Here is a 21,011-nt window from a genome sequence, read left to right as displayed (position 1 = left end):
CGCTCATTCTTTTTTCAGCTTCACCGTACTGCCATCCTGAAGGAGCTTCGTTATTGCCGTGTAACTGCCGGAAACCACTGCTTCACCCTCCTGTAAACCTTTCCGGATCACAATATGAGTATTATCCGTCGTCCCGGTTTCGACTGGACGAAACTGGACGACTTCTTTTTTTACGATGAATACACCTTGACGACTGCGGTTGCTGTTTCTTGTTTGCTGGAGTTCGGATTGATTGTTACCTGCGTTTGCGCGACTGTTTTTATCCGGTAAAGATTCTCTTAGAGTGACGCTTTGAATAGGTACGACAAGAGCATTCGGGACGCGCTCGGTTTCTATATCAGCAGTAGCACTCATGCCTGGTTTCAGGAGTCTGTCGTGATTTAAAATGCGGATCTTGACCGAAAAGTTGGTGACCTCTTCTTGGGTACCTTCGGACTCGGTTATGGCGGAATTTGATATTTCCCGAACCAGTCCGTCGAATGTTCTGTTACCGAAAGCATCGACATTGACGATGACCCTGTCACCTCGTTTGACGTTGACTATGTCGTTTTCATTGACTTCGACTTCAACCTGCATACTGTCGAGATTTGCTATTCTGAGTACGTCGGTTCCCTGGAATTGTCCTGTTCCGACAACTCTTTCACCGCTTTTGCTGTTCAGCTCGATAATCGTACCGCGGATTGGGCTGGTCAAGGTTGTTTTCTCGAGCTGTTCGAGCGACTGGTCAAGAAAACTCTTGTTCTGTTTGATGGTGAAAAGAGAGGCTTCATACGTTGCTTTGGCTGCCTCTGCGTTGGTTTTCGTGGACAGATAATCGGTATCGGAAATCAGACGGTCTTTGTGGAGAACCGATGCTTTACGTAAGTCATCTTCAGCCTTGAGTTTTCTCGCTCTTGATTCGAGACTTTTTGATTTCGAAAGGTTGAGCTGGGCTCTGTTCTGTTCAACCTGGTTGATGTAAACATCCGGTTCGATTTTAAATAACAGTGCACCTTTTTCAACAGTTTGGCCTTCTTTGATCGGAAGCTCGATGATTTCTCCGGATACGTCGGGCGAAATGGTCACTTCCAACTCCGGTTCGATCTTACCGGTTGCCGTAACATAATGGACAACCTCCTTTCTGAATGCTTGTTCAACCGTTACTTCGGTTTTTTTCTGTAGTCCTGAAAACCATAAACCTATACCGATAATCGCTATCAGGATAATGACGATGGCAAGGACGATACTGTTACGCCGTTTCTTTTTTTGACTTTTTTTCATCATTGATGGACGGAATTACTCAACGGTAAGAATGCCCGTTGCAAAATCAAGAATATTTTTTTGCAGAGCAAGATTGTATATCGCTTGCGAGTATTCGGAGCGAGCACTGACAAGCGTTGCTTTGGCTGTACTGGCTTCTACAAAACCTGCAGAACCGAGGTCATATTTTTTCTTGACGGTCTCATAGGCTTTTTCAGCAGCCCTGAGACCCTGTTTTGCTGTTTCAATCTCTGTAAAGGCAGCACTGTAATTATCGACAGCGAGTTGAATGTCGATTGCTATATCATGTTCAAGGTCTGCGGTATCCAGTTCCTCGTTGAGGTAATTGACTTTTGCCTGTTCTACGTTGTAGCGGGTGAGAAAGCCATCAAAAAGAGTCCAGTTCATCGTTATGCTCAGCGAGTAACCTACCAGGTCGGATAGCTGGTCGGAAAGAGGCGGGTAATGCGGATTGCCGGCAGTGGTTTCATAGTAAGGGTATCCTAACGTATTCAGACTGAATGCAAGGTCGAGTTTCGGATAACGCTGTGACGAAGCGTTTGTCACATCCCATTTTGCAGCTTCGGTTGAAAAAACGGCACTTTGCAAATCTGTTCTGTTTTCGAGCCCAAGTGTAACAAGACTGTCCGGATCAATCGAAGAGGGAAGCGATGTGAGTGCATCGATAGGAATGTCGGTAACCGCAACTTCTTCTGTATTGTCGATGCGGAGCTTTCTGACTAGTTCCAGTGTGCTGCCGCGGAGTGTGTTTTCGGCTCTGATAACCGATAGTTCATCATTTGCCGTTTCAGCCTGCTGTTGATAGTAATCTGTGACGGGTTTTAAACCGATCTCGTATTGACGTTCAGTCAGCTGAAGCTGGTCTTGTGATGACAACAGATTTTCACGGGCTATTTTTAAAAGTTCGGTGTCAAGAAGCACCTGGTAATATGACTGTGTAACATCATAGGCGATTGTCTGGCGAGCCCGGAACAACGAGAATCCCGAAGCTTCGCGAAGGTTTATCGCCGACTGGAGGGAGGCGTAATCCTTGAAGCCGTTGAACAGGTTCAGTGAGGTTGTCAGATTGAGATCGACACTTTCATTTCTTGTTGTTACAATCGATCCGCTTGCCGGATTGGAATAGATTCTTGATACGGAAAGAGGAGTGTATCCGGCTGAAACGGATACTTTGGGGAGAAATTGTCCGTAGCTTTTCAGCAAATCGACACCCTGGAGTCTGAGAGAGTTTTCAGCTTTTTTTACTGAGGAAGAGTTTTGAAGAGCTATTTCCACACATTCCTGCAAGGTGAGCAACCTCTTTTCTCTCTCTGCACCGTGTGTTATGCTTTGATAGAGTGTTATCAGGCAGGTTGCCGTAATAAAAAAAAATTTCAACGATCGGGTCAATGATGGTATCGGTCTCACTGTTGTCAGCGTGGTTAATCAAGATCGTAACTCGGGAGTAATATAAGGCTAAAATTCGGATCACAATATCCTAACCCGAGCGTTCAGACAAACGTTTGATAGCTGTTACGTTATTAAAAAAATACTAAAAGATAGGGACCGGGTTTTGTTTCCTCCTTTTGCAAACTTTTTTTACACCATGTGTTCTTCGGGCCGATAGTTGCTTCCTGTTGCAGGAATGTCGTTTTTCCCAGTCGAAATCTTTGACGGCGATGGTAACACGATTCTTGCGTTATGGATGAAGAGTTTTTCGGTTCGTTACCGTGTTTTTTAGCAGAGCTTGACGGAATAATCGGGAGCGGTAACGGAAAGCTGTCTCACATTTTGTCAAGGATCGAGGAGATTGCCTGCTTGTAGGTTTCCGCCTTGGGGGGATTGAGCTGCATGAGGTCGGTATAGATTTTTATCGCCTTTTTATAGGCGCCTTGTTCCGTAAATATTGTTGCAAGGCTTTCTGTCGGGACAGGTATGAATTCTTCATCTGAAAACGGTTGTTTCTGTTCTTTCATCGGGGTAGGTTCACTGGTTTCAGATGCCTTCGGCGGTTCAAAATCAGCCAATGCAACCGACAGCTCTTCAAGCTCGGCGGTCAGCTCGTCGGAAGGTGCTTGCAGAAGAAGAAAATGCGCCTCGATCAATTCCTTCCAGGCTACTTCGTTGTGCGGTACGATCCTGCAGCATGTTTTCAGGGAGTTTAGTGCTTCGCGAAAACGTTGCGTTCCTATCTGGGCTCTGCCAAGAAGAAGATGGAACGTATAGGAACCCTGAAAGTTGTCGCGTTCAGCTTCGAGTTTTTTCATGCCTGCAGAATACTCGCCTCTTGAAAGATCGAGGGAAACATCGGCAAAAAAAAGATGTGGATCGGTTACCATAGTATTCAGTTAAAAAAGCGAATAGTAAAGGGGGTGATCGATGATCGAAAGACTATACAAAGTTACGGTTATGACACAATTTTTTCCAAAGCGAGCTGCAGCAGGTTGTCTATAAGTTCGGTAAATCCTATACCACTGTTTTCCATCAACATAGGGTACATGCTGATGCCGGTGAATCCGGGAATTGTATTGATTTCGTTGAAAATGAGCAGGCCACTATCGTGTTCAATAAAGAAGTCGGCCCGGGCCATACCTGAGCAACCGAGGGTTTTGTAGATTTTGATTGCCGATTCTTTCAACGATGCATGAATCTTTCCATCGATTCTGGCTGGAATATGGAGCTTTGCGGCGTTATTGATGTACTTGTCCGTGTAATCATAAAAATCACTACCGGGTTCGATTTCGCCAGCGCAGGTCGCTATGGGGTTTTCGTTGCCGAGAAGAGCAACCTCGACTTCGCGTCCGTTGACGGCTTTTTCTATGATGATTTTTTTGTCAAGGCAGCAAGCTGTTTCGATGGACTCTTGTAAGGTATCCATATCGTTGACTTTTGAAATACCCACCGAGGAACCCAAATTTGCGGGTTTCACGAAGAAGGGGAGTGAGAAATGTTCTTCAACCTTGGTGAGAATAGCAGAAGGTTTGGAGAGATAATCACTGCTCGAAACGGTGATATATTCCGCAACGTTCAGCCCGGCTTCAGCCGCACAGATTTTTGTCACCGCTTTATCCATGGTTATGGCTGAAGCCTGGACACCACAACCGGTATAGGGGATCCCGAATATTTCAAGAAGGCCCTGGACCTTGCCATCTTCGCCGTATGTTCCGTGCAGTACCGGAAACGCCACATCGATGCCTTTTTGTCGGAAATCGAATCTGAAAAGGTCGTTTTCACGGTTTGCCGTCATATTGTGTAACTGATGTCCGGTTTCTTCGAGAGAATGCTGTTTCAGCATGCTGGACATATCGAGGTCGAGAATTTCCCGGGCTGTTCGGCCCATGAACCATTGGCCGCATTGCGAAATGTAGAGTGGAAATATCGTGTATTTGTTTTTGTCGATATGTGCAGTAATGGCTTTTGCCGAAATAATCGAGATTTCGTGTTCAGAGGATTTCCCACCGAAAAGAAGTGCTACTACGCTGTTGGACATGTTTTGCTGGATCCTTTGGTTGATCGGGCCAAAGCTTTTTTGCCGGAACGGGACGTTTGAATCTAACTTTTAAAATATCGATAACGTACACATAAAGTGATCGTATTCGTTCAGGTAAGGCGGTAACTCTGTACCATGTAAAAAAAGAAAAAGAATACCCATCTCTCATACGTGTTCGGCAATCGTGCAATGCTGACCATTATATGTGAAGAATAGATAAAAGAAAGCTCAAACTTTAAAAGTAAAAAATGAAAAAAAGCCGTTTTGTTATCGGATGGTTTATCTTCCGGTCAGGAGATTGTGTTCGACAGCTATGCAACGGTTTTGTATGACTTCAAGTCCGGCTTCTTTTGCTTTGTCGGAAGCTGCATCATTGGTTATGCCGAGCTGCATCCAGATGACTTTCGCCCCGATTTCGATCGCCTGATCGACAATCGGTTCAACGTCTTCCGGTTTTCGGAAAATGTCCACTATTTCAATAAGGTTTCTTTTTTCGGCAGGTATTTCGAGCAGGGATGGGTGGCATGGTATGCCAAAAATACTGTGCAGGTTGGGATTGACGGGATAAATGGTGTACCCGGCGTGGATAAGGTATTTCGTTACGCTGTGGCTGGGCTTGCCACGTTTTTCGGAAACACCGACAACGGCAACGTGCTTGTAGACTTCAAGTATTTCACTGATAGTCATAGGGTGACGTTTATCTGCATGGTTGATGGGTTACAGGAAATATAACGATTCAGGAGAAGTCTGTCAGCGGAAACCGGAAAAAAGCTGTCAAAAAGCAAGAAAGAACAAGGGAAACTTACAGGTACGGGTGCGTGTTAAGTTTTCATTGTTTTAACGTATCGTTGCAGAGAGGAAAAAACATTGAGGGAGGTGTGGTTATGGAAAACATTCGTTTTTGTTTATACCTGTTCATTGTGATGTTTTTTCTTTCAGGATGTTCGGCTTTTTCTGTTGTGTCGGATTATGACCAGAAATATGATTTCACGTCTTTTCAACATTACAGGTGGCCTGCGGAAAGCGAGGGAATAAGAAAGGGGGATGTGCTCGTCGAGAATCCACTGGTGTACAAGAGAGTTCAGTCTGCCGTTAATGAGCAGCTTCGTGCAAAAGGTTTCAGGCTTACAGGTTCAGGGAACGCAGATTTTATAGTGTACGCCCATGCTGGTGTGAAAAAGCAAAAAACCTACCATAACAGTTTCGGTGTGGGAGTGCCCTATGGCCCATATCGATGGTATCGGCCTTGGTGGGGTCCTTATGGGGGATATACTTTTGTGAGCTACTATGATGAAGGTTCTCTGGTTATCGATATTATCGATGCTCGGACAAAAGAGCTTGTCTGGCGTGGAGTAGCAACAAGGATCGTTCGGGATTACCGTAATGCGGAAGATATGCAGCGAGATATCAATGAAGCGGTGGCAAAAATATTAGAATCTTTCCCGCCCGGAGCATCACCGGAGGCGAAGTAGCTTTGCCGATCATGGGCGTCGGGCAATAGCGATATCAGAACAGGCTTGTAATTTCATCTTCTTTGAGTATTTGTACGTCGGTTTCATGTGTTTTCGATGCTGAAGCTATCACGGCATTGCTGATCGTTGTAAAATCAGGAATATGGCCGGTTAGTTCGAACAGTGAGACTGTTTTGCTGTCGAGGTCCCGGGTGATGCGGGACAATGTCTCTTTATCCCGGCATCGAAGGAGCTTTCCGATCAATTTGTGCTTTGTGGAGAGCAGCAGTGAGCCATGCTGCAGGATAGTCCTGTCCGATCGCCTTTGTGCAGATCCTACAAGTTTTCTCCCGTCCACATGCAGTTCGTTTCGGGCTGATGCCGTGAAGCAGCTCATCGATTCTGCAGAGCTATAACGTTTTCTCATGTCAGGGGTTGTGCGGCAGAATGCTGCTTCGATCCCAAGGATCAGGAGTGCTTCGAGAAGAACTTGGTGAACCATTTCATAGATTGCAGCATTACTTCTGCTGGTTTCGGCGAAAAAAGCGTAGGTGAATTCGTCGATATGAAGCACCGCTCTGCCGCCTGTCGGCCGTTTAACAATGTCAATGTGCTCCGTTCGGCAAGACTCCTCGTCAATTTCAGAGGGGTTTTGTCCGTATCCCAGAGATAGTGCCGGAGGATTCCAGGCATAAAAGCGCCACAACATACTCTCCTTGCCGAACTCCTTCTGAAATTTACCGGTTCTGAACAATTCCAGGAGTTCTGTGTCAAAAGCCATATTCCATGATCCCTGACGGGCTCCTGTTGATACGGCGTAGACAGGGGTGTGTGACGATTTCATGGCTTATGCTTTTTCTTTTGAAACAATGATGGTTTTAAGGAATCAGGATAGCATATGTACGCCATATTCCCAATCGGTTACAGAGAAAGCTGAAGATATTTGTAATAGGGCCTTTTGGGTGTGTTCTTTTTATTATTTTGGGCTGTCAGGATAACAATTATAAAGAAATATCAATGAGTAACAGAGAAAGCGTCAAAAAACTTCCGCATGTGACAACCCGAAGGCTTCTTGAGATGAAGGAGCAGGGGGAAAAGATTGCCATGCTTACCGCATACGACTATACGACAGCCAGAATTCTCGACCGTTCGGGTGTTGATGTCATCCTTGTCGGTGACTCGGCCAGTAATGTTTTTTCCGGGCACGATACGACGCTGCCGATTACCATTGAAGAGATGATTTACCATACCAAGGCTGTTGTCCGTGGCGTACAAGCGGAAACCAGCAGGTCGATGGTAGTGATTGACATGCCTTTCATGAGCTATCAGCTTTCAAGTGAAGAAGCGTTGCGCAATGCAGGCAAGATCATGAAAGATAATGAATGCGATGCCGTTAAAATGGAAGGTGGGAAGGTCATTGTCGATACGGTAAAACGGATTACCGATGTCGGCATTCCTGTCATGGGCCATCTTGGTTTGACGCCCCAGTCCATTTACAGATTCGGCAGTTATAAAGTGAGGGCACGTGAAAAAACGGAAGCGGAAGAGCTGCTTCGTGATGCAAAACTTCTTGAAGAGGCTGGTGCTTTCGCACTGGTTCTTGAAAAAATTCCTGCTGATCTTGCCGGTGAGGTAACCCGGTCGATATCCATACCGACGATCGGGATCGGAGCTGGTCATATATGCGATGGGCAGGTTTTGGTTATCAATGATATGCTTGGGTTGAATACGGAGTTTCACCCGCGCTTTGTCAGGAAATATGCTGACCTTGACAACATTATTCATGATGCAGTCAGTCGCTATGTCGACGATGTCAGGAATGGGCAGTTTCCTTTGGAAGAGGAGAGTTATTGAGCGGTTGAAATGATATGCACAAAAGCGTTCTTTATGTCACCTGATACGAGGATGCTTTGACAGGTTACTTATGAGAAACGAAAAGAAAAAGGACAACTTCCGGGAACGAAGAACAGGGCTTCCTTTGGTTTCGCGTTCATTTGTTCCTGCTGTATTGACGGTGATGAACATGGTCTGTGGGTATATAGCCATTGTCATGTCAGGGTCTGACCGGTTTGTGGTGGCTGGTTGGTGTATCGTTCTTGCAGCTTTTTTCGATGCAGCTGATGGATTTGTCGCAAGAATGACCGATACCACTTCGAGGTTCGGCATCGAGCTCGATTCTCTTTCCGATCTTGTTTCTTTCGGAGTTGCCCCCGCATATTTGGTTTACAAATTCGGTTTGGAGGATATCGGAGCTGTTAAAGGGATAATTCTCAGTTCGATGCTCGTCGTAGGGGGGGGATTGAGGCTTGCAAGATTCAATGCAGGCGTGCTTGGTTGCCGTAAAGACTTTTTTTGCGGACTTCCGATTCCTGCCCAGGCTCTTACGGTTGCCGGTTTTGTTCTCTGGATGGATGCCGAGAACATTCTGAACCACTATCAGCTTCAAAATGCGTTGTCATTGCTGACTGTTGTTCTTGCTTTTCTTATGATCAGCAGGGTGAATTATGACGCTTTTCCTGAACCGACGTTCGAGACTGTCAGGGAAAAGCCCTTACAAACAGGTTTTTACCTGACCATTTTCTTTTGCGTTCTTATCTATCAGGCAAAAGCTTTATTTCTGGCCATGTTGTTGTATATTCTGCTGGGTGTTCTGAGGTCTCTGTCTCTTTTTTTCAAGCAGATTGTTTTACAGAGATGAACAGAAGGATTTTTTCTACAAAAAACTGAAAAGGAAAAAGAATAGAATTATGGCGTACAAGGCGAAAATCAGGGTTACACTTCGGCCTTCGATCCTGGATGTACAGGGAAAAGCTGTACAGCATGCCCTTGAGAATCTCGGATACTCTACGGTTGATTCCGCAAGAATCGGTAAGTACATCGAGGCGACGATCAATGAAGAGGATCATGTCGAGGCAGAACGTATCGGCGATGAGATTTGCCGAAAGCTTTTAGCGAATCCCGTAATGGAAGACTATTCGATTGAACTGGAAAAAATCAATTAAAGTAATTCGAGAATGGATACTGTTACCATAGGCATTGTTGTTTTTCCCGGTTCAAATTGTGACCATGATACTGAATTTGCAGCAGCTTCCTTTTCGAAGACAACAACCCGAATGTTATGGCATAAAGAGCATGACCTGCAGGGAAGCGATGTCGTTATTCTGCCTGGGGGATTTTCTTACGGAGATTACCTCAGGGCTGGATCGATAGCGAAATTTTCACCTATTATGCAAGAAGTTGTGACGTTTGCACGCAAGGGTCGTCCTGTACTCGGTATCTGTAACGGTTTTCAGGTACTTCTCGAGTGCGGACTTCTCGAGGGAGCCTTGTCGAGAAATCGTGATAAAAAGTTCATCTGTCGTCATATGCATGTAAAGGTTGAAAACAACCGAACCATGTTTACCTCGCTCTACAATGAAAACGAGGTGCTCAGTCTTCCTGTTGCTCACGGTGAGGGTAATTACTATGCTCCCGAAAAGACCATAGACAGCCTCGAAGAGCATGAACAGGTTGTCTTTAGATACAGTGATGCAGAAGGGCACGTAACCGAAGAAGCCAACCTCAATGGCTCGGTTTCGGCGATAGCCGGTATTTCCAACAGGGAGAAAAATGTTCTCGGCCTCATGCCTCACCCTGAAAGAGCCAGTGAGACGCTTCTTGGATCAAGCGATGGGTCAAAAATGTTCGAGGGGTTGATCGAACATGTTCTTGGTTGATTTCCCTTCTTTTTTCTATCGCTTCTTTCATTGTCGATCGGTTGGCGAAACTAAAACATTGCAGTGCAGATGATCCCCTTGAAAAACCGTTTTGCTCGGCTTGAAAAGAGCACTCGAAACTTCTGGGGCGTTCAAAAAAAAACATTGTTTTCGTGGCTTCTGTTTGATTTTGCCAATACGTCATTCAGTGTCATGATGGTGACGTTCGCCTTTCCCCTTTATTTTAAAAATGTCATATGCGAAGGTGAGCCGCAAGGAGATGCGCTGTGGGGGGCGAGTCTCGGTATTTCGATGCTGATCGTCGCTGTTATCTCACCTGTACTGGGGGCAGCTGCCGATTTTTCCGGGAAAAGGAAGCGCTTCCTGTTTGTTTTCACTCTGTTTTCTGTCGTGGCTACTGCGTTGCTTGGTTTTACAGGGCCCGGTACAGTGATTGTCGCTGTCGTTCTTTTTGTTGTGGCAAATGCGGGTTTTGAAGGCGGCCTTGTGTTTTATGATGCCTACCTTCCCGAGATAGCATCTGAACGAAGCATTGGAAGAGTTTCGGGATATGGTTTTGCCATGGGCTATCTTGGAGCGTTGGCGATTCTGCTTCTTTTATTTCCATTGCTCAAGGAGGGTATTGTCATCGAAAACATGCAGAATGTCACCTTGAGTTTTTTTCTTGTATCTCTTTTCTTCGCTGTTTTTGCAGCGCCTCTTTTTTTTGTGCTGCGGGATGAGAAAAAAAGGGCCGTCAATATGCATTTCGTCGGCAAATCGATCCGTGAGGTCAAGTACACCATATTACATATCATGAATTACCCCGACCTCGCTCGTTTCCTGCTGGCATTTTTCTTTTACAACGATGCGATTCTGACAGTTATCGGTTTTTCATCGATTTATGCACAGAATACACTTGGCTTTACCTCCGGTGAGCTGATTGTTTTCTTTATGGTGGTGCAGACAACGGCGATCTTTGGCTCAGTTATTTTTGGAGTGATTACCGACAAGATAGGGCCGAAAAGGACCATTGTCCTGACGCTTATTATCTGGTGTGTGGTAATCATGATGGCGATTGCAACCACGGACAAACTGTTCTTCTACTATACGGGCCTGCTTGCAGGCATGTCGATGGGGTCTTCAAAAGCAGCCTCCCGTTCCATGATGGCGAGGCTTACGCCTCCAAAGCATGTAGCCGAGTTTTTCGGTTTCTATGACGGCACGTTCGGCAAAGCTTCGGCAATTGCGGGACCGGTTATTTTCGGAATGATTTCTTCTCTTGCGGGTGACCAGAGAATCGCTCTTGCCTCGCTTCTGCTCTTTTTCGTCATCGGGCTTTTTCTCATACTCGGTGTACGTTCCCGTGCAACGTATACCGAGAATGCCGCTATGGTGGATGGGGGGGAATATTGAGAAAAATAGTGTAGATTTATACACCTGCACAGAATGATTCTGCACGTTATCATGAAGGATCATATCGAGTAACAACGTAACCGGTTTGAGCTGCACTGTCGTTATGAAACGCTCAACGGGATTGCGCGCTATCACCATAGGGGCAACGGCCGGCGTATGGAAACAATTGGTAAAAACATGAGCGGTTTTCTGGTGGAGAAAGTGATGAAATCCTTGGGGTTTTTTCGTTCTTTTCTGCCTTTCATGTGGAAAAACTTCATGCAGGATCGGATTTTGTTGAGTGCAGGTTCTCTTGCTTTTCAGTCTCTCCTGTCACTTGTCCCGCTCATGGCGGTAGTGCTGTCTGTTTTGAGTGTTTCCCCGGTTTTCGAGAACTTTCAGCGCTATGTCGAAGACTTTATTCTGCAGAACTTCGTTCCTGCTTCCGGTGAAGTGCTCAAGGAGTATTTTTTGGAATTTCTCAGTAAGACTTCGACAGTGCCCACTGTCGGTGGTATTTTTCTTTTTATCATAGCTCTGTTTCTCATATCGACGGTTGATCATACCATCAACCAGATATGGAACGTGCACGCTCCAAGAAAAATCCTGCAGGGCTTTACCCTGTACTGGACTGTTCTTACACTCGGGCCGATTATCATAGGTAGTGGTTTGGTGGCGAGCTCCTATGTCTGGTATACGGTTTTTACCGAAGGTCACTTGCTTGAAATGAGAACGCGAATTCTCTCCTATCTCCCACTACTCAATTCTTTTCTCGCTTTTTTTCTGTTGTACATGCTTGTCCCTAACCATAGGGTGAAGTTTCTTCATGCTGCCGCCGGTGCATTTCTTGCGACACTTTTGTTTGAACTTTCCAAAAAATGGTTTTCGTTTTATGTGACCACGTTTGCCACGTTCGAACATATCTACGGTGCATTGTCAGTGGTTCCCCTGCTTTTTTTCTGGATATATCTTATCTGGGTCGTAGCGCTTTCCGGGGCTGAATTTGTCTATTGCCTCGGCGCGATGCGGCCTGTTGTGAAGACCGGGTCAGAATTCAAACCCCTCGAAGGCATACGAAATATCATTTCCGTCATGATGTATATATGGCAGGGGCAGCAGTCAGGCGAGTATGTCAGTCTAAAAAAAGACGCGACTGTCGGTGATGGTATTAAAGGCCGAAAGCTGCGGGATATTGTGGATGTTCTGATGGAAAACAATTTTATTCATGTAACGGCAGAGGGAAAACTTGCTTTGAGTGTCGATATACATGAGACTACACTGTATGATCTTTACCGGGTTATTCCGCATGAAGTAGCTGGAGAGCATGCTGTGAACAATCAGGAACGCGAACACAGTGCTCCTCTGGCACAGCTGGAGGGGCGCATTGTAGAGTGTCTTGAAGAACATATGAGTGAGCCTCTCGTAACGTTCATGAACAGGGAAGGCGGAGCTGTAGTTGGTGAAGTCGATAATGAAATGATGTGATGGTTTTTTTACGCGTGGTGTTTACCCTGTTTAATCGATATTACACTATGTTAGCAGGCAGAATAGGCGGTGGCATTCTACAAAATTCTTGGGGTTGGTGTTATATTCCATTTTCCTATGCACAGAACTATTCAAAAACAATATGAAACATCCGATGTAGGTATGAGTTATCAGGTAATAGCCCGCAAATACAGGCCTAAAAAGTTTGCCGAGATTACGGCTCAGGAACATATTACACGTACAATCCAGAACTCTCTGCGTCTTGGCAGGGTTGGGCACGGCTATATTTTTTCAGGTTTGCGCGGGGTAGGGAAGACAACGGCGGCCAGAGTTTTTGCAAAGGCAGTCAATTGCAGTAGAATGATCGAGGATCCGGTTTATCTCAAGGAGGTGACCGAACCTTGTGGAGAGTGTGAAAGTTGTCGGGATTTTGAACAAGGTACCAGTCTCAATATTTCAGAGTTCGATGCTGCTTCCAACAACAGTGTCGATGATATCAGACTGCTCAGGGATAATGTTCGTTACGGACCGCAAAAGGGACGATACAGAGTATATATTATCGACGAGGTTCATATGCTGTCGACGGCTGCCTTCAATGCGTTTCTGAAAACCCTCGAGGAACCTCCTGCCCATGCTATTTTCATTTTTGCCACAACCGAATTACACAAGATCCCCCCGACGATCGCTTCACGCTGTCAACGCTTTAACTTCAAACGGATTCCTCTTGAAGAAATAGAAAAACAGTTGCAAGGAATCTGCGAGGCGGAACGCATCGATGTTGACAGTGATGCCCTGCAGCTTGTCGGGCGTAAGGCACAGGGGTCTATGCGTGACGCCCAAAGCATTCTGGATCAGGTTATAGCTTTTGCTATCGAGCAGGATGAGGAGCGCAGCATTCATTATGACAAGGTTGCGGAACTTCTTAACTATATCGACGATGATCAGTTTTTCGCGGTAACCAATGCTGCTGCCGAAAACAATCCGGCAACAATGCTCGATGTTGCCAGGTTTGTTATCGATAATGGTTACGATGAGCAGGATTTTCTTGAAAAACTCATCGAGCATCTGAGGAACTTTCTCATAGTCTACAACCTGCGTTCAACCAGATTGATAGAACGTCCTGAACCTGTCAAGGAGCGTTATCAGCATGATGCTGCCTGTTTTAGTCCTCAGGTTATCATGCGTATGATCGATTTACTGCTTCAGGCGCAGAAAGAACTCAAGTTCCAATTTGAATACCAGTTCCGTTTCGAACTCGTTCTGCTCAAACTCGTAGAGGTTGTCCACCCAGCTGGCGCAGCATCGACTGCAGTTTCCTCGGAAAGTGCACCAGAAAAAAAAAAGCCCATGATCGGACGGTAGTTTTGCCTGCCTCTTCGCAGAGAAAGCCCCGTTCTGAACAACCATCTCTAACGGATTCCAGGCCTGAATCCCCTCCTAAGACCGATTCTGCCGCAACGGTTGACTTTTCATCATGGCAAGACAAGTTCTCTAAATTTGCCAAAAGCGAAAAGCGTCGTCCTGCACCCCCTATTCCTGAAATCTCCGATGGTCGGCGGGATACGTCACAGCCGTTTGACGGAGTGGCTGAAGTTCAAAAATTCAGGGTTGAATGGAAGCAGTTTCTCGATGTTCTGTTGAAAAAAAATTACAAGGTTATCGTTACGCATCTTCGTTCCTGCGAGTTGGCTTCATTTTCTCATGGTGTTCTTCACATGAGTTGTTTTAAGCGATTTTCCTATGAGGAGCTGCTGCATGATGCCAGTCTTCTGGCTCATGAACTGGAAGCGTTTTACGGTTTGGCGGTAAAACTGCATATCAGTTACGATCGAGAAAAAGATACAGGCAAGGAGCAAACGATATTTACCCTTTTCAGGGAACTTTCCGAAAGCAATGAAATCGTGAAGTTCCTTGTCAGGGAGTTCGGTGGAGAGCTTGTCTATTAAGCGCCAAACAGAAGGCTTCCATATTCCTTAAAAATTCATCATATTCAGGTCTTTTCAATTTGTCAACAATGTTCTACCCATTACCATGAGTGCAGCTGCAGGAACCAGGGATGATTTGCAGAACCGTTTTCGTACGCATTATTGCGGACGTTTACAGACAGAATTCGAAAACCAGACGGTAACGATCGCCGGATGGATTCATAGAAAACGAGATCACGGAGGATTGATTTTCATCGATCTGAGAGATCATACCGGTATTTGTCAGTTGATCGTTCAGCCGGAAAAAGAGGCGTTGTTCAGTGAGGCCGAAAAACTGCACGCCGAGTCGGTTATCTGTGTTAGCGGTGTCGTGGTCCGTCGTTCCGAAGAAACGATAAATCCCCGTCTCGCTTCCGGTGAAATCGAGGTTATTGTCGATGGAGTCAGCGTTGAAAGTGATGCAGCTCCACTGCCTTTTCCGGTTGCCGATGAATTACAAACATCGGAAGAGCTCCGCTTGAAATATCGTTTTCTCGATCTGCGCCGTGAGAAAATTCATGAAAATATCAAGTTTCGCAGCAAACTGATCAGTGAGGTGAGGCGTTATCTCGAAGACCGTTCCTTTCAGGAGATACAGACACCGATACTTACCTCGAGTTCGCCGGAAGGTGCCAGAGACTTTCTGGTGCCCAGCCGGTTGCATCCCGGGAAGTTTTATGCTCTGCCCCAGGCCCCTCAGCAGTTCAAACAGTTGTTGATGGTGTCGGGATTCTCACGCTACTTCCAGATAGCTCCGTGTTTCCGCGATGAGGATGCCCGTGCGGATAGGAGTCCCGGTGAGTTCTATCAGATCGATATGGAAATGGCGTTTATCGAACAGGATGATCTTTTCGAGATTCTCGAGGGGATGTTCAAACACCTGACTGAAACCATGAGTGATAAGCGAATCACCCAGTTTCCATTCCCGAGAATCAGTTACCGTGACGTCATGAACCGTTACGGTTCCGACAAGCCCGATCTTCGCGTTCCGCTGGAATTACAGGATGTCACCGATCTTTTCGTCAAGTCATCGTTCAAGGTCTTTGCGGGTAACACGAAGCAAGGCAGCTGTATCAAAGCTATGGTGCTCAAAGGACGGGGTAATGAATCCCGGCAATTCTATGACAAGGCCGAGAAGAGAGCAAAAGAACTCGGTTCTGTGGGTCTTGCCTACATTCAGTACAAGGAAGAAGGACCGAAAGGACCGATTGTCAAGTTCCTTTCCGATGATGAAATGAACGAGCTGAAGGAGCGTTTACAGATCGAGACCGGCGATGTGGTATTCTTCGGTGCCGGTAAATGGGAGCGTACCTGCAAGATCATGGGTGGAATGCGGGAATATTTTTCCGGTTTGTTCGATCTCGACCGTAATGAGCTTTCTTTCTGTTGGATCGTTGATTTTCCAATGTACGAATTCGATGAGGCTACAAAGAAAATCGAGTTTTCCCACAACCCGTTCTCGATGCCACAGGGAGAAATGGAGGCGTTGGAAAGCATGGATCCACTCGATATCCTCGCTTATCAGTACGATATCGTCTGTAACGGTATCGAATTGTCCAGCGGTGCAATCAGAAACCATCGTCCCGATATCATGTACAAAGCGTTCGAGATTGCCGGGTACGAAAAAGCCGAGGTGGACAAGCGGTTCGGTCATATGATCGAGGCTTTCAAAATGGGTGCTCCGCCCCATGGTGGTATCGCTCCCGGTCTCGATCGTCTGGTGATGATCCTGCGCGATGAGCAGAACATTCGCGAGGTGATCGCTTTTCCGATGAACCAGCAGGCCGAAGATCTCATGATGGCTGCTCCTGCCGAGGTTTCGCCGCTCCAGCTCCGCGAACTGAGCTTGAAGCTCGATCTGCCGAAAGAATGAGCTGTCAATTCCCTCGAAAGTCATGCTGCCCCGTGTAATCTAACAATGAATATTACACAGGGAAACGCGGCGTCCAGTCTCCCTAAAAAGTCATGTCGGATCTGATCCGGCATCCATACTGACTTTCATTGAATGACGGATCCCCGGGTCAAGCCCGAGGATGACTACAGAAAGACTCATTGTAGGTCTCATGAGACAACCTCCATAGGTTTCCGGCAATAATTTCTTTATCAAAAGGAAGTTATGTAATTTAGCTGTATAAAAGACATGCCGCTCTCATGTGTATGTAAAGAGGACATGTCTTTTAGCGCAGAAAGGTTCAATTGGATCTGCTCCGGGTCGGTTGTATCGTTGTTTTTCTTTCTTGTCTCGAATACGTAGATGCCCTCTTATGTTTTTTTATACCGGCAGAGGGAGGCCGTTCCAATCCTGACATGTTTCTGCTAATGTTCCATGAGCTTTACGTTCATTTGTTTTTCAGGCAGGAAACCGTTAAACGAAGGAGGTGCAGTATGTTGAAGGATTTTTTTGAAGTCCGTTTACGCATTTCAGGGTTGTTTTTATCGTTGCTGGTGTTGTTTCCCTCTTTTTCCTATGCGCTCGAGGAAGGTGGTTATGTTTGTCGCGAAGAAAACGGGGCGGTCAATGAAACATGGAATTTTCTCAAACATTTTTCTTACGATCAGTACTACTGGGCGGTGCCGGAAGTGTTTACTTCCTGGGATGCCACCTACGTCGACAACATGGATACGGCGTTTTTCAGTGGACATGGCGGTAATTTTTTAATCACAACGCTCAGAAATTGCTGTGATCCTGTGAATTTTGCCGGGGGTTCCGTTTCTCTCGGCGATCTCGACCTCGAGTTTTTAACTATCGATGCTTGCAGTGTTGCACCTTCTCCTATCGAGCGTGCCGATTGGTCAAGCGGTTGGTGGGACGTGTTTCACGGGCTGCACCAAGTGCTGAGTTTCCGTACGACAGGATGGTATGACGGTCGGGTGGAGGATCAATACGCGAGAAATCTGCTCTCCGGCCAGAAATACATAGATGCGTGGTTCAATGCGGCTAACTCAGTACGTTCAGGAACCTATCCGGGTTATTGTGCCGTGATCTGGGCATACCCTCAAGACGGCTATACCGGTACCGGTAACGATACCTATTACAGTCAGGCTTCCGACCCTCCGTATAACCTGGGTATCATGGCCATCACCTATCAATATTAACCAACCGTGGAGGGTATCACAATGAGATGCAATCAGTCAGGTTCGCTTTTCAGGGTTTTTGTTATCGGCCTCGTTACCCTTTGGGGCGGTTCTTTATTTGCTGCGGAAGTTGTTTTCAAGACTGAAGTTCCAAAGCCTCAAAAAACATCGATCTACAAAATGGAAGACCCTCGCCTGAGCAAGGAAGAGGTGTATGATCGCTGTGCCGGAATTCTGAAAGTATCGGGGTTCGAATCTTTTTCCACGGAAAAGTTCAAGCCGGTGGAAGATCGTTACGCAATGTTCGGTGACGAAATCATTTGCAGTATGAATATGAAAGGAACCGAATACTTCTATTCGGATTTTGCCGCATTGAATCTTACCGGAAAAACAGGTCGTCTTTTTTCTGACGAAGAAGCAGTCAAGCTTTCTCGGGACTATCTGGAAAAAACAGGTTTAATGCCGGCCAACGAGAAAGAGCTGAAAATAGATCATGTCGGCGGGATCATGCAGATGCTGAGCAATGCGGAATCGCCTGAGAAGAAAGCGGTTGTTGTTTATTTTTACCGTGAAATCGATGGTTTGAGGGTAAGGAATTTCGGCTCTTCCATTACGGTAACGTTTGCTGAAAAGGAGGTTCCTGCCGGAGTACAATATCGCTGGCGTGAAGTTGCTTCCAGAGACAAGGTTGGAAAAAGAGGTTTTCTTGACGCCGGGGAGATCAAAAAACTCATCAGAGATGACATCGATCGCGTCTACGCGAAAGACGCTGGAATAACCATCGATAACATCGAGCTGGTGCTCTACGATAATGGAGGAGTTTATATCCAGCCGGCCTATCTTTACGAGGGAACGAGTCGTTCGTCGGCTGAAGGAGTGGCCGATATGCCAGTCGCTGGATATGTCGCGGCACTGAGCACACTATATGAGCCGATACATCACCCTGCCTATTCACTACAACTGAAAACCCCGACGACTCGGCAGGTGATCCGCCATGACGAAAAAGATGACTGAACATTAGGATTTCTCTGTTCGTTTCTTTTCCAATCAGAAACGCACGTCATAAGAACCGGTGATGCAGGATTGAAAGCGATCTGCATCACTGGTTTTGTCATTTAACAGTAATTTTCTGCCTGCTTTGGCTGTAATAACGACATGCAGTGATCGTTGTCTCCCTACGGGAAAATCGGCAGAAAAGGAAAACAGTGAAAAAATATTTTTTTGTTGTTTTTTTGCGGGAATTCTCTGAATTTACAGCAGGCTCTCAAGCGCATTCATTTCTCAGTACCTCAGTACCCCCCGAACGCATCAAGGAAGTTCCCGGTTGGTTAAGCGAACCGCAACATGAGTTTGTGCTCTTTCACTATCAACCCATGGCATTCCTGAATTCGATGTTGCCGGAATGCTTAGGCAAACAATGAATATTTACCATGCAAAAAATACCTGAAAAAATCCTGTCGTGGAAGTTCGAGTACGATACGGAGGCAAAAACCATGCAGGCGGTAAGTGCCAATGAAACATATACAGTCCCGATTGGGGCTTTGGTTGTTTTCCGGATGGTAATTACCGTAGACGACCAACCTGCAGAAGTTATCGAATCCAATTGGCAGGTCATAGGGACCCAGATTGTCGGCGGTTCTGTCATTCAGACACTGCAAACAGGGGCGGCAGAGACCCAGATCAATCCGAACATTCCCGGTGGTTACGGCGGAGATCCTTCATTGATGGGGACAGCCTGGGTCGATGAGGGTCCGATGAACATCACCATCACAGGAACCTTCGTTTTTCAAGGCTTTAGCTATCCTTTCGAGGCGAACGGGCAGGCGATCGTCGTGGCACCGGGTTTTTCGACAGAGGATAGTGTGGTGGAAACCGCCGATCAGGTTCAATTGGACAAAGATGTCTTGTCGATGCAGATGGCTACGCCTGATCCTCATGTGACGTATAGCTGTTCGCCCGAGTTGGAAGGGGGAGAAATCGGTTTTTTACAAACCGTTTACGGTTACCGATACCGTGGAGTACAGAGGGGCGTTGCTACACAACGAGGTGGATTCGACCATAATTTTATCGATGCCGTCGATGCCGATGATCTGTTCTACCATAAGGAGATTGCGGGGGCGGATGGAACGCTGAATACCCAGGACAATCCCGGGGTTGAACTGGTACATGAGGGTGGTTTTGTCTGGTATCGCATGGGCATGATGCCAGGAACTGAAAACTATACCTTGCTATTGGCCTATAAAGCTCCGGAAAACGAAGCGGTGGTCGAGAGCTATATTGTGATCAAAAATTACAATCAATGGTACTGGGCTGGTGAAGCCTATTACGATGATGAGGTTCCCGACGATCCCTGGACAGCAGATGCAGAAAAAACGGATTACAGTTACAGAACAGCCTGGACTCCGAATATCTGGACTATGCCTCTGTGGGAAAACAATTCTGAACAGGCTAAAGAGTGGCATAATATATAAGCCTCAAGGTGTATGGTCCATATGGAGAAAAGCTGGCTTTGTTGTAAGTGGAGTGTCGAAACCACTATAAAAATAACGTATCAGGTGAGATCAGGAAAGAATGAATATTTCAATCAAGGAGGAAAAAATGAAGCAGGTAAACGTTATGCCGGAGATTGTGAAAGATCAGAGGGATTTTGCAGCCCAACTGGCTGAAGCAGTGGATTTTTTTGCCGATCAAAACTTGCCGGAATCCCCTCGGTATCTACTGGAAGACAACCCTTATGCAGATAAGGATGGTCTTGTCCAGTTTGTTTTTGGAGCTCCACTCGAAGATGATCCTGTTGTGATGGCAAATCTCGTCGAGCAGAAGAAATATCTGATTGCGATGACTTCCATTGTCACCGATTATGTTAACCGGTATGCAGAGGCATACGGAGAGGAGTATAAAACGGATATAGAGTTGTGGACGCTGGCGATGTCGAAGATTCCATTGATGGGTCCCAGCAAGGTCGATGAACAAACATATTCGAGACATATCCGGGGGATAGAAATCGCCAGGGATTTCATTGATTTCATTCTTGAAATCGTTGCTTCCGAAGGCAGCTCGGCACTGGGCAGCTTTACAAAATTTCTAGAGAATCAGGGGGATGCACTGCGGATCGGAATTGAAAAAAACAAGGATTACTACAGGACGATAACGATCGGCGTTGCTTTGGAAGTCTTCAAAGTGGGTGAGCAGATTGTTTACACGCCGAAACTCAAGC

The 21,011-nt window shown here is 46.2% G+C and carries 20 protein-coding genes; 14 read left to right on the top strand and 6 right to left on the bottom strand.

Annotation, left to right across the window (positions count from 1 at the left end):
* Window positions 1-3: 3 nt before the first annotated feature.
* The 5 genes from QZ209_RS03155 to QZ209_RS03135 form a co-directional block, all read right to left on the bottom strand.
* Window positions 4-1,260 (bottom strand): efflux RND transporter periplasmic adaptor subunit, encoded by a 1,257-nt coding sequence (locus QZ209_RS03155; RefSeq protein ID WP_294344718.1) that lies wholly within the window; start codon window positions 1,258-1,260, stop codon window positions 4-6.
* 15 nt (window positions 1,261-1,275) lie between these two features.
* Window positions 1,276-2,637: a TolC family protein gene (locus tag QZ209_RS03150; RefSeq protein WP_294344611.1), complete on the bottom strand. Its 1,362-nt coding sequence runs from the start codon at window positions 2,635-2,637 to the stop codon at window positions 1,276-1,278.
* Window positions 2,638-3,023: 386 nt separating this feature from the next.
* Window positions 3,024-3,578 carry a hypothetical protein gene (locus QZ209_RS03145; RefSeq protein ID WP_294344609.1) on the bottom strand — a complete coding sequence of 185 codons (555 nt, stop codon included), beginning with the start codon at window positions 3,576-3,578 and terminating at the stop codon, window positions 3,024-3,026.
* A 68-nt stretch (window positions 3,579-3,646) separates the two neighbouring features.
* Window positions 3,647-4,729, bottom strand: a complete 1,083-nt coding sequence (locus QZ209_RS03140; RefSeq protein ID WP_294344607.1) for a D-alanine--D-alanine ligase family protein — start codon at window positions 4,727-4,729, stop codon at window positions 3,647-3,649.
* A 279-nt stretch (window positions 4,730-5,008) separates the two neighbouring features.
* Window positions 5,009-5,416 carry a CoA-binding protein gene (locus QZ209_RS03135; RefSeq protein WP_294344605.1) on the bottom strand — a complete coding sequence of 136 codons (408 nt, stop codon included), beginning with the start codon at window positions 5,414-5,416 and terminating at the stop codon, window positions 5,009-5,011.
* A gap of 197 nt (window positions 5,417-5,613) precedes the next feature.
* Between QZ209_RS03135 and QZ209_RS03130 the strand changes: the two genes are divergently transcribed.
* Window positions 5,614-6,201: a DUF4136 domain-containing protein gene (locus QZ209_RS03130; RefSeq protein WP_294344603.1), complete on the top strand. Its 588-nt coding sequence runs from the start codon at window positions 5,614-5,616 to the stop codon at window positions 6,199-6,201.
* A gap of 34 nt (window positions 6,202-6,235) precedes the next feature.
* On the opposite strand, the gene QZ209_RS03125 is transcribed toward QZ209_RS03130, so the two are convergent.
* Window positions 6,236-7,024, bottom strand: coding sequence for a biotin/lipoate A/B protein ligase family protein (locus QZ209_RS03125; RefSeq protein ID WP_294344602.1), 789 nt, complete (start codon window positions 7,022-7,024; stop codon window positions 6,236-6,238).
* Between the two features lie 173 nt (window positions 7,025-7,197).
* Between QZ209_RS03125 and panB the strand changes: the two genes are divergently transcribed.
* From panB to QZ209_RS03060, 13 genes are all read left to right on the top strand, one after another.
* Window positions 7,198-8,034, top strand: coding sequence for a 3-methyl-2-oxobutanoate hydroxymethyltransferase (gene panB / locus QZ209_RS03120; protein WP_294344601.1), 837 nt, complete (start codon window positions 7,198-7,200; stop codon window positions 8,032-8,034).
* Window positions 8,035-8,104: 70 nt separating this feature from the next.
* On the top strand, window positions 8,105-8,878 hold the full coding sequence (gene pssA, locus QZ209_RS03115) for a CDP-diacylglycerol--serine O-phosphatidyltransferase (RefSeq protein ID WP_294344600.1): 774 nt from the start codon (window positions 8,105-8,107) through the stop codon (window positions 8,876-8,878).
* Between the two features lie 49 nt (window positions 8,879-8,927).
* On the top strand, window positions 8,928-9,182 hold the full coding sequence (gene purS / locus QZ209_RS03110; RefSeq protein ID WP_294344599.1) for a phosphoribosylformylglycinamidine synthase subunit PurS: 255 nt from the start codon (window positions 8,928-8,930) through the stop codon (window positions 9,180-9,182).
* A gap of 12 nt (window positions 9,183-9,194) precedes the next feature.
* Window positions 9,195-9,896 (top strand): phosphoribosylformylglycinamidine synthase subunit PurQ, encoded by a 702-nt coding sequence (gene purQ / locus QZ209_RS03105; protein WP_294344598.1) that lies wholly within the window; start codon window positions 9,195-9,197, stop codon window positions 9,894-9,896.
* Between the two features lie 69 nt (window positions 9,897-9,965).
* Entirely contained in the window at window positions 9,966-11,291 is a 1,326-nt protein-coding gene (locus tag QZ209_RS03100) for an MFS transporter (RefSeq protein WP_366515738.1), read from the top strand.
* A gap of 156 nt (window positions 11,292-11,447) precedes the next feature.
* The gene (locus QZ209_RS03095) at window positions 11,448-12,755 is read left to right on the top strand and encodes a YihY family inner membrane protein (RefSeq protein WP_366515737.1); all 1,308 of its coding nucleotides are present in this window, start codon (window positions 11,448-11,450) and stop codon (window positions 12,753-12,755) included.
* A gap of 162 nt (window positions 12,756-12,917) precedes the next feature.
* Complete coding sequence (gene dnaX, locus QZ209_RS03090; protein WP_294344597.1) at window positions 12,918-14,117, top strand: DNA polymerase III subunit gamma/tau; 1,200 nt, start codon at window positions 12,918-12,920, stop codon at window positions 14,115-14,117.
* 2 nt (window positions 14,118-14,119) lie between these two features.
* Entirely contained in the window at window positions 14,120-14,701 is a 582-nt protein-coding gene (locus QZ209_RS03085; RefSeq protein ID WP_294344596.1) for a DNA polymerase III subunit gamma/tau, read from the top strand.
* 85 nt (window positions 14,702-14,786) lie between these two features.
* Window positions 14,787-16,592: an aspartate--tRNA ligase gene (gene aspS, locus QZ209_RS03080; protein WP_294344595.1), complete on the top strand. Its 1,806-nt coding sequence runs from the start codon at window positions 14,787-14,789 to the stop codon at window positions 16,590-16,592.
* A 512-nt stretch (window positions 16,593-17,104) separates the two neighbouring features.
* A complete protein-coding gene (locus QZ209_RS03075) occupies window positions 17,105-17,815 on the top strand; it encodes a DUF6345 domain-containing protein (protein ID WP_294344594.1) in 711 nt (236 codons plus the stop codon).
* 21 nt (window positions 17,816-17,836) lie between these two features.
* Window positions 17,837-18,808 (top strand): hypothetical protein, encoded by a 972-nt coding sequence (locus tag QZ209_RS03070; RefSeq protein ID WP_294344593.1) that lies wholly within the window; start codon window positions 17,837-17,839, stop codon window positions 18,806-18,808.
* Between the two features lie 416 nt (window positions 18,809-19,224).
* The gene (locus QZ209_RS03065; protein ID WP_294344591.1) at window positions 19,225-20,265 is read left to right on the top strand and encodes a hypothetical protein; all 1,041 of its coding nucleotides are present in this window, start codon (window positions 19,225-19,227) and stop codon (window positions 20,263-20,265) included.
* 100 nt (window positions 20,266-20,365) lie between these two features.
* On the top strand, window positions 20,366-21,011 hold a 646-nt coding region (locus QZ209_RS03060), incomplete at its 3' end, for a hypothetical protein (RefSeq protein ID WP_294344590.1).

The sequence above is a fragment of the Prosthecochloris sp. genome (assembly GCA_015482705.2).
Classification (GTDB): Bacteria; Bacteroidota; Chlorobiia; order Chlorobiales; family Chlorobiaceae; genus Prosthecochloris.
The sequence above is the reverse complement of the archived record's forward strand: the minus strand, read 5'-3'. Positions and strand labels throughout refer to the sequence as shown.

Bases quoted from the DNA above. Each gene is read 5' to 3' on its own strand.
- aspS (WP_294344595.1), top strand. From the start codon at position 14,787: ATGAGTGCAGCTGCAGGAACCAGGGATGATTTGCAGAACCGTTTTCGT.
- QZ209_RS03070 (WP_294344593.1), top strand. From the start codon at position 17,837: ATGAGATGCAATCAGTCAGGTTCGCTTTTCAGGGTTTTTGTTATCGGC.
- QZ209_RS03125 (WP_294344602.1), bottom strand. From the start codon at position 7,024: ATGAAATCGTCACACACCCCTGTCTACGCCGTATCAACAGGAGCCCGT.
- purQ (WP_294344598.1), top strand. From the start codon at position 9,195: ATGGATACTGTTACCATAGGCATTGTTGTTTTTCCCGGTTCAAATTGT.
- QZ209_RS03145 (WP_294344609.1), bottom strand. From the start codon at position 3,578: ATGGTAACCGATCCACATCTTTTTTTTGCCGATGTTTCCCTCGATCTT.
- QZ209_RS03075 (WP_294344594.1), top strand. From the start codon at position 17,105: ATGTTGAAGGATTTTTTTGAAGTCCGTTTACGCATTTCAGGGTTGTTT.
- QZ209_RS03135 (WP_294344605.1), bottom strand. From the start codon at position 5,416: ATGACTATCAGTGAAATACTTGAAGTCTACAAGCACGTTGCCGTTGTC.
- QZ209_RS03065 (WP_294344591.1), top strand. From the start codon at position 19,225: ATGCAAAAAATACCTGAAAAAATCCTGTCGTGGAAGTTCGAGTACGAT.
- QZ209_RS03130 (WP_294344603.1), top strand. From the start codon at position 5,614: ATGGAAAACATTCGTTTTTGTTTATACCTGTTCATTGTGATGTTTTTT.
- purS (WP_294344599.1), top strand. From the start codon at position 8,928: ATGGCGTACAAGGCGAAAATCAGGGTTACACTTCGGCCTTCGATCCTG.
- QZ209_RS03100 (WP_366515738.1), top strand. From the start codon at position 9,966: ATGATCCCCTTGAAAAACCGTTTTGCTCGGCTTGAAAAGAGCACTCGA.
- QZ209_RS03155 (WP_294344718.1), bottom strand. From the start codon at position 1,260: ATGAAAAAAAGTCAAAAAAAGAAACGGCGTAACAGTATCGTCCTTGCC.
- dnaX (WP_294344597.1), top strand. From the start codon at position 12,918: ATGAGTTATCAGGTAATAGCCCGCAAATACAGGCCTAAAAAGTTTGCC.
- QZ209_RS03095 (WP_366515737.1), top strand. From the start codon at position 11,448: ATGGAAACAATTGGTAAAAACATGAGCGGTTTTCTGGTGGAGAAAGTG.
- pssA (WP_294344600.1), top strand. From the start codon at position 8,105: ATGAGAAACGAAAAGAAAAAGGACAACTTCCGGGAACGAAGAACAGGG.
- QZ209_RS03140 (WP_294344607.1), bottom strand. From the start codon at position 4,729: ATGTCCAACAGCGTAGTAGCACTTCTTTTCGGTGGGAAATCCTCTGAA.
- panB (WP_294344601.1), top strand. From the start codon at position 7,198: ATGAGTAACAGAGAAAGCGTCAAAAAACTTCCGCATGTGACAACCCGA.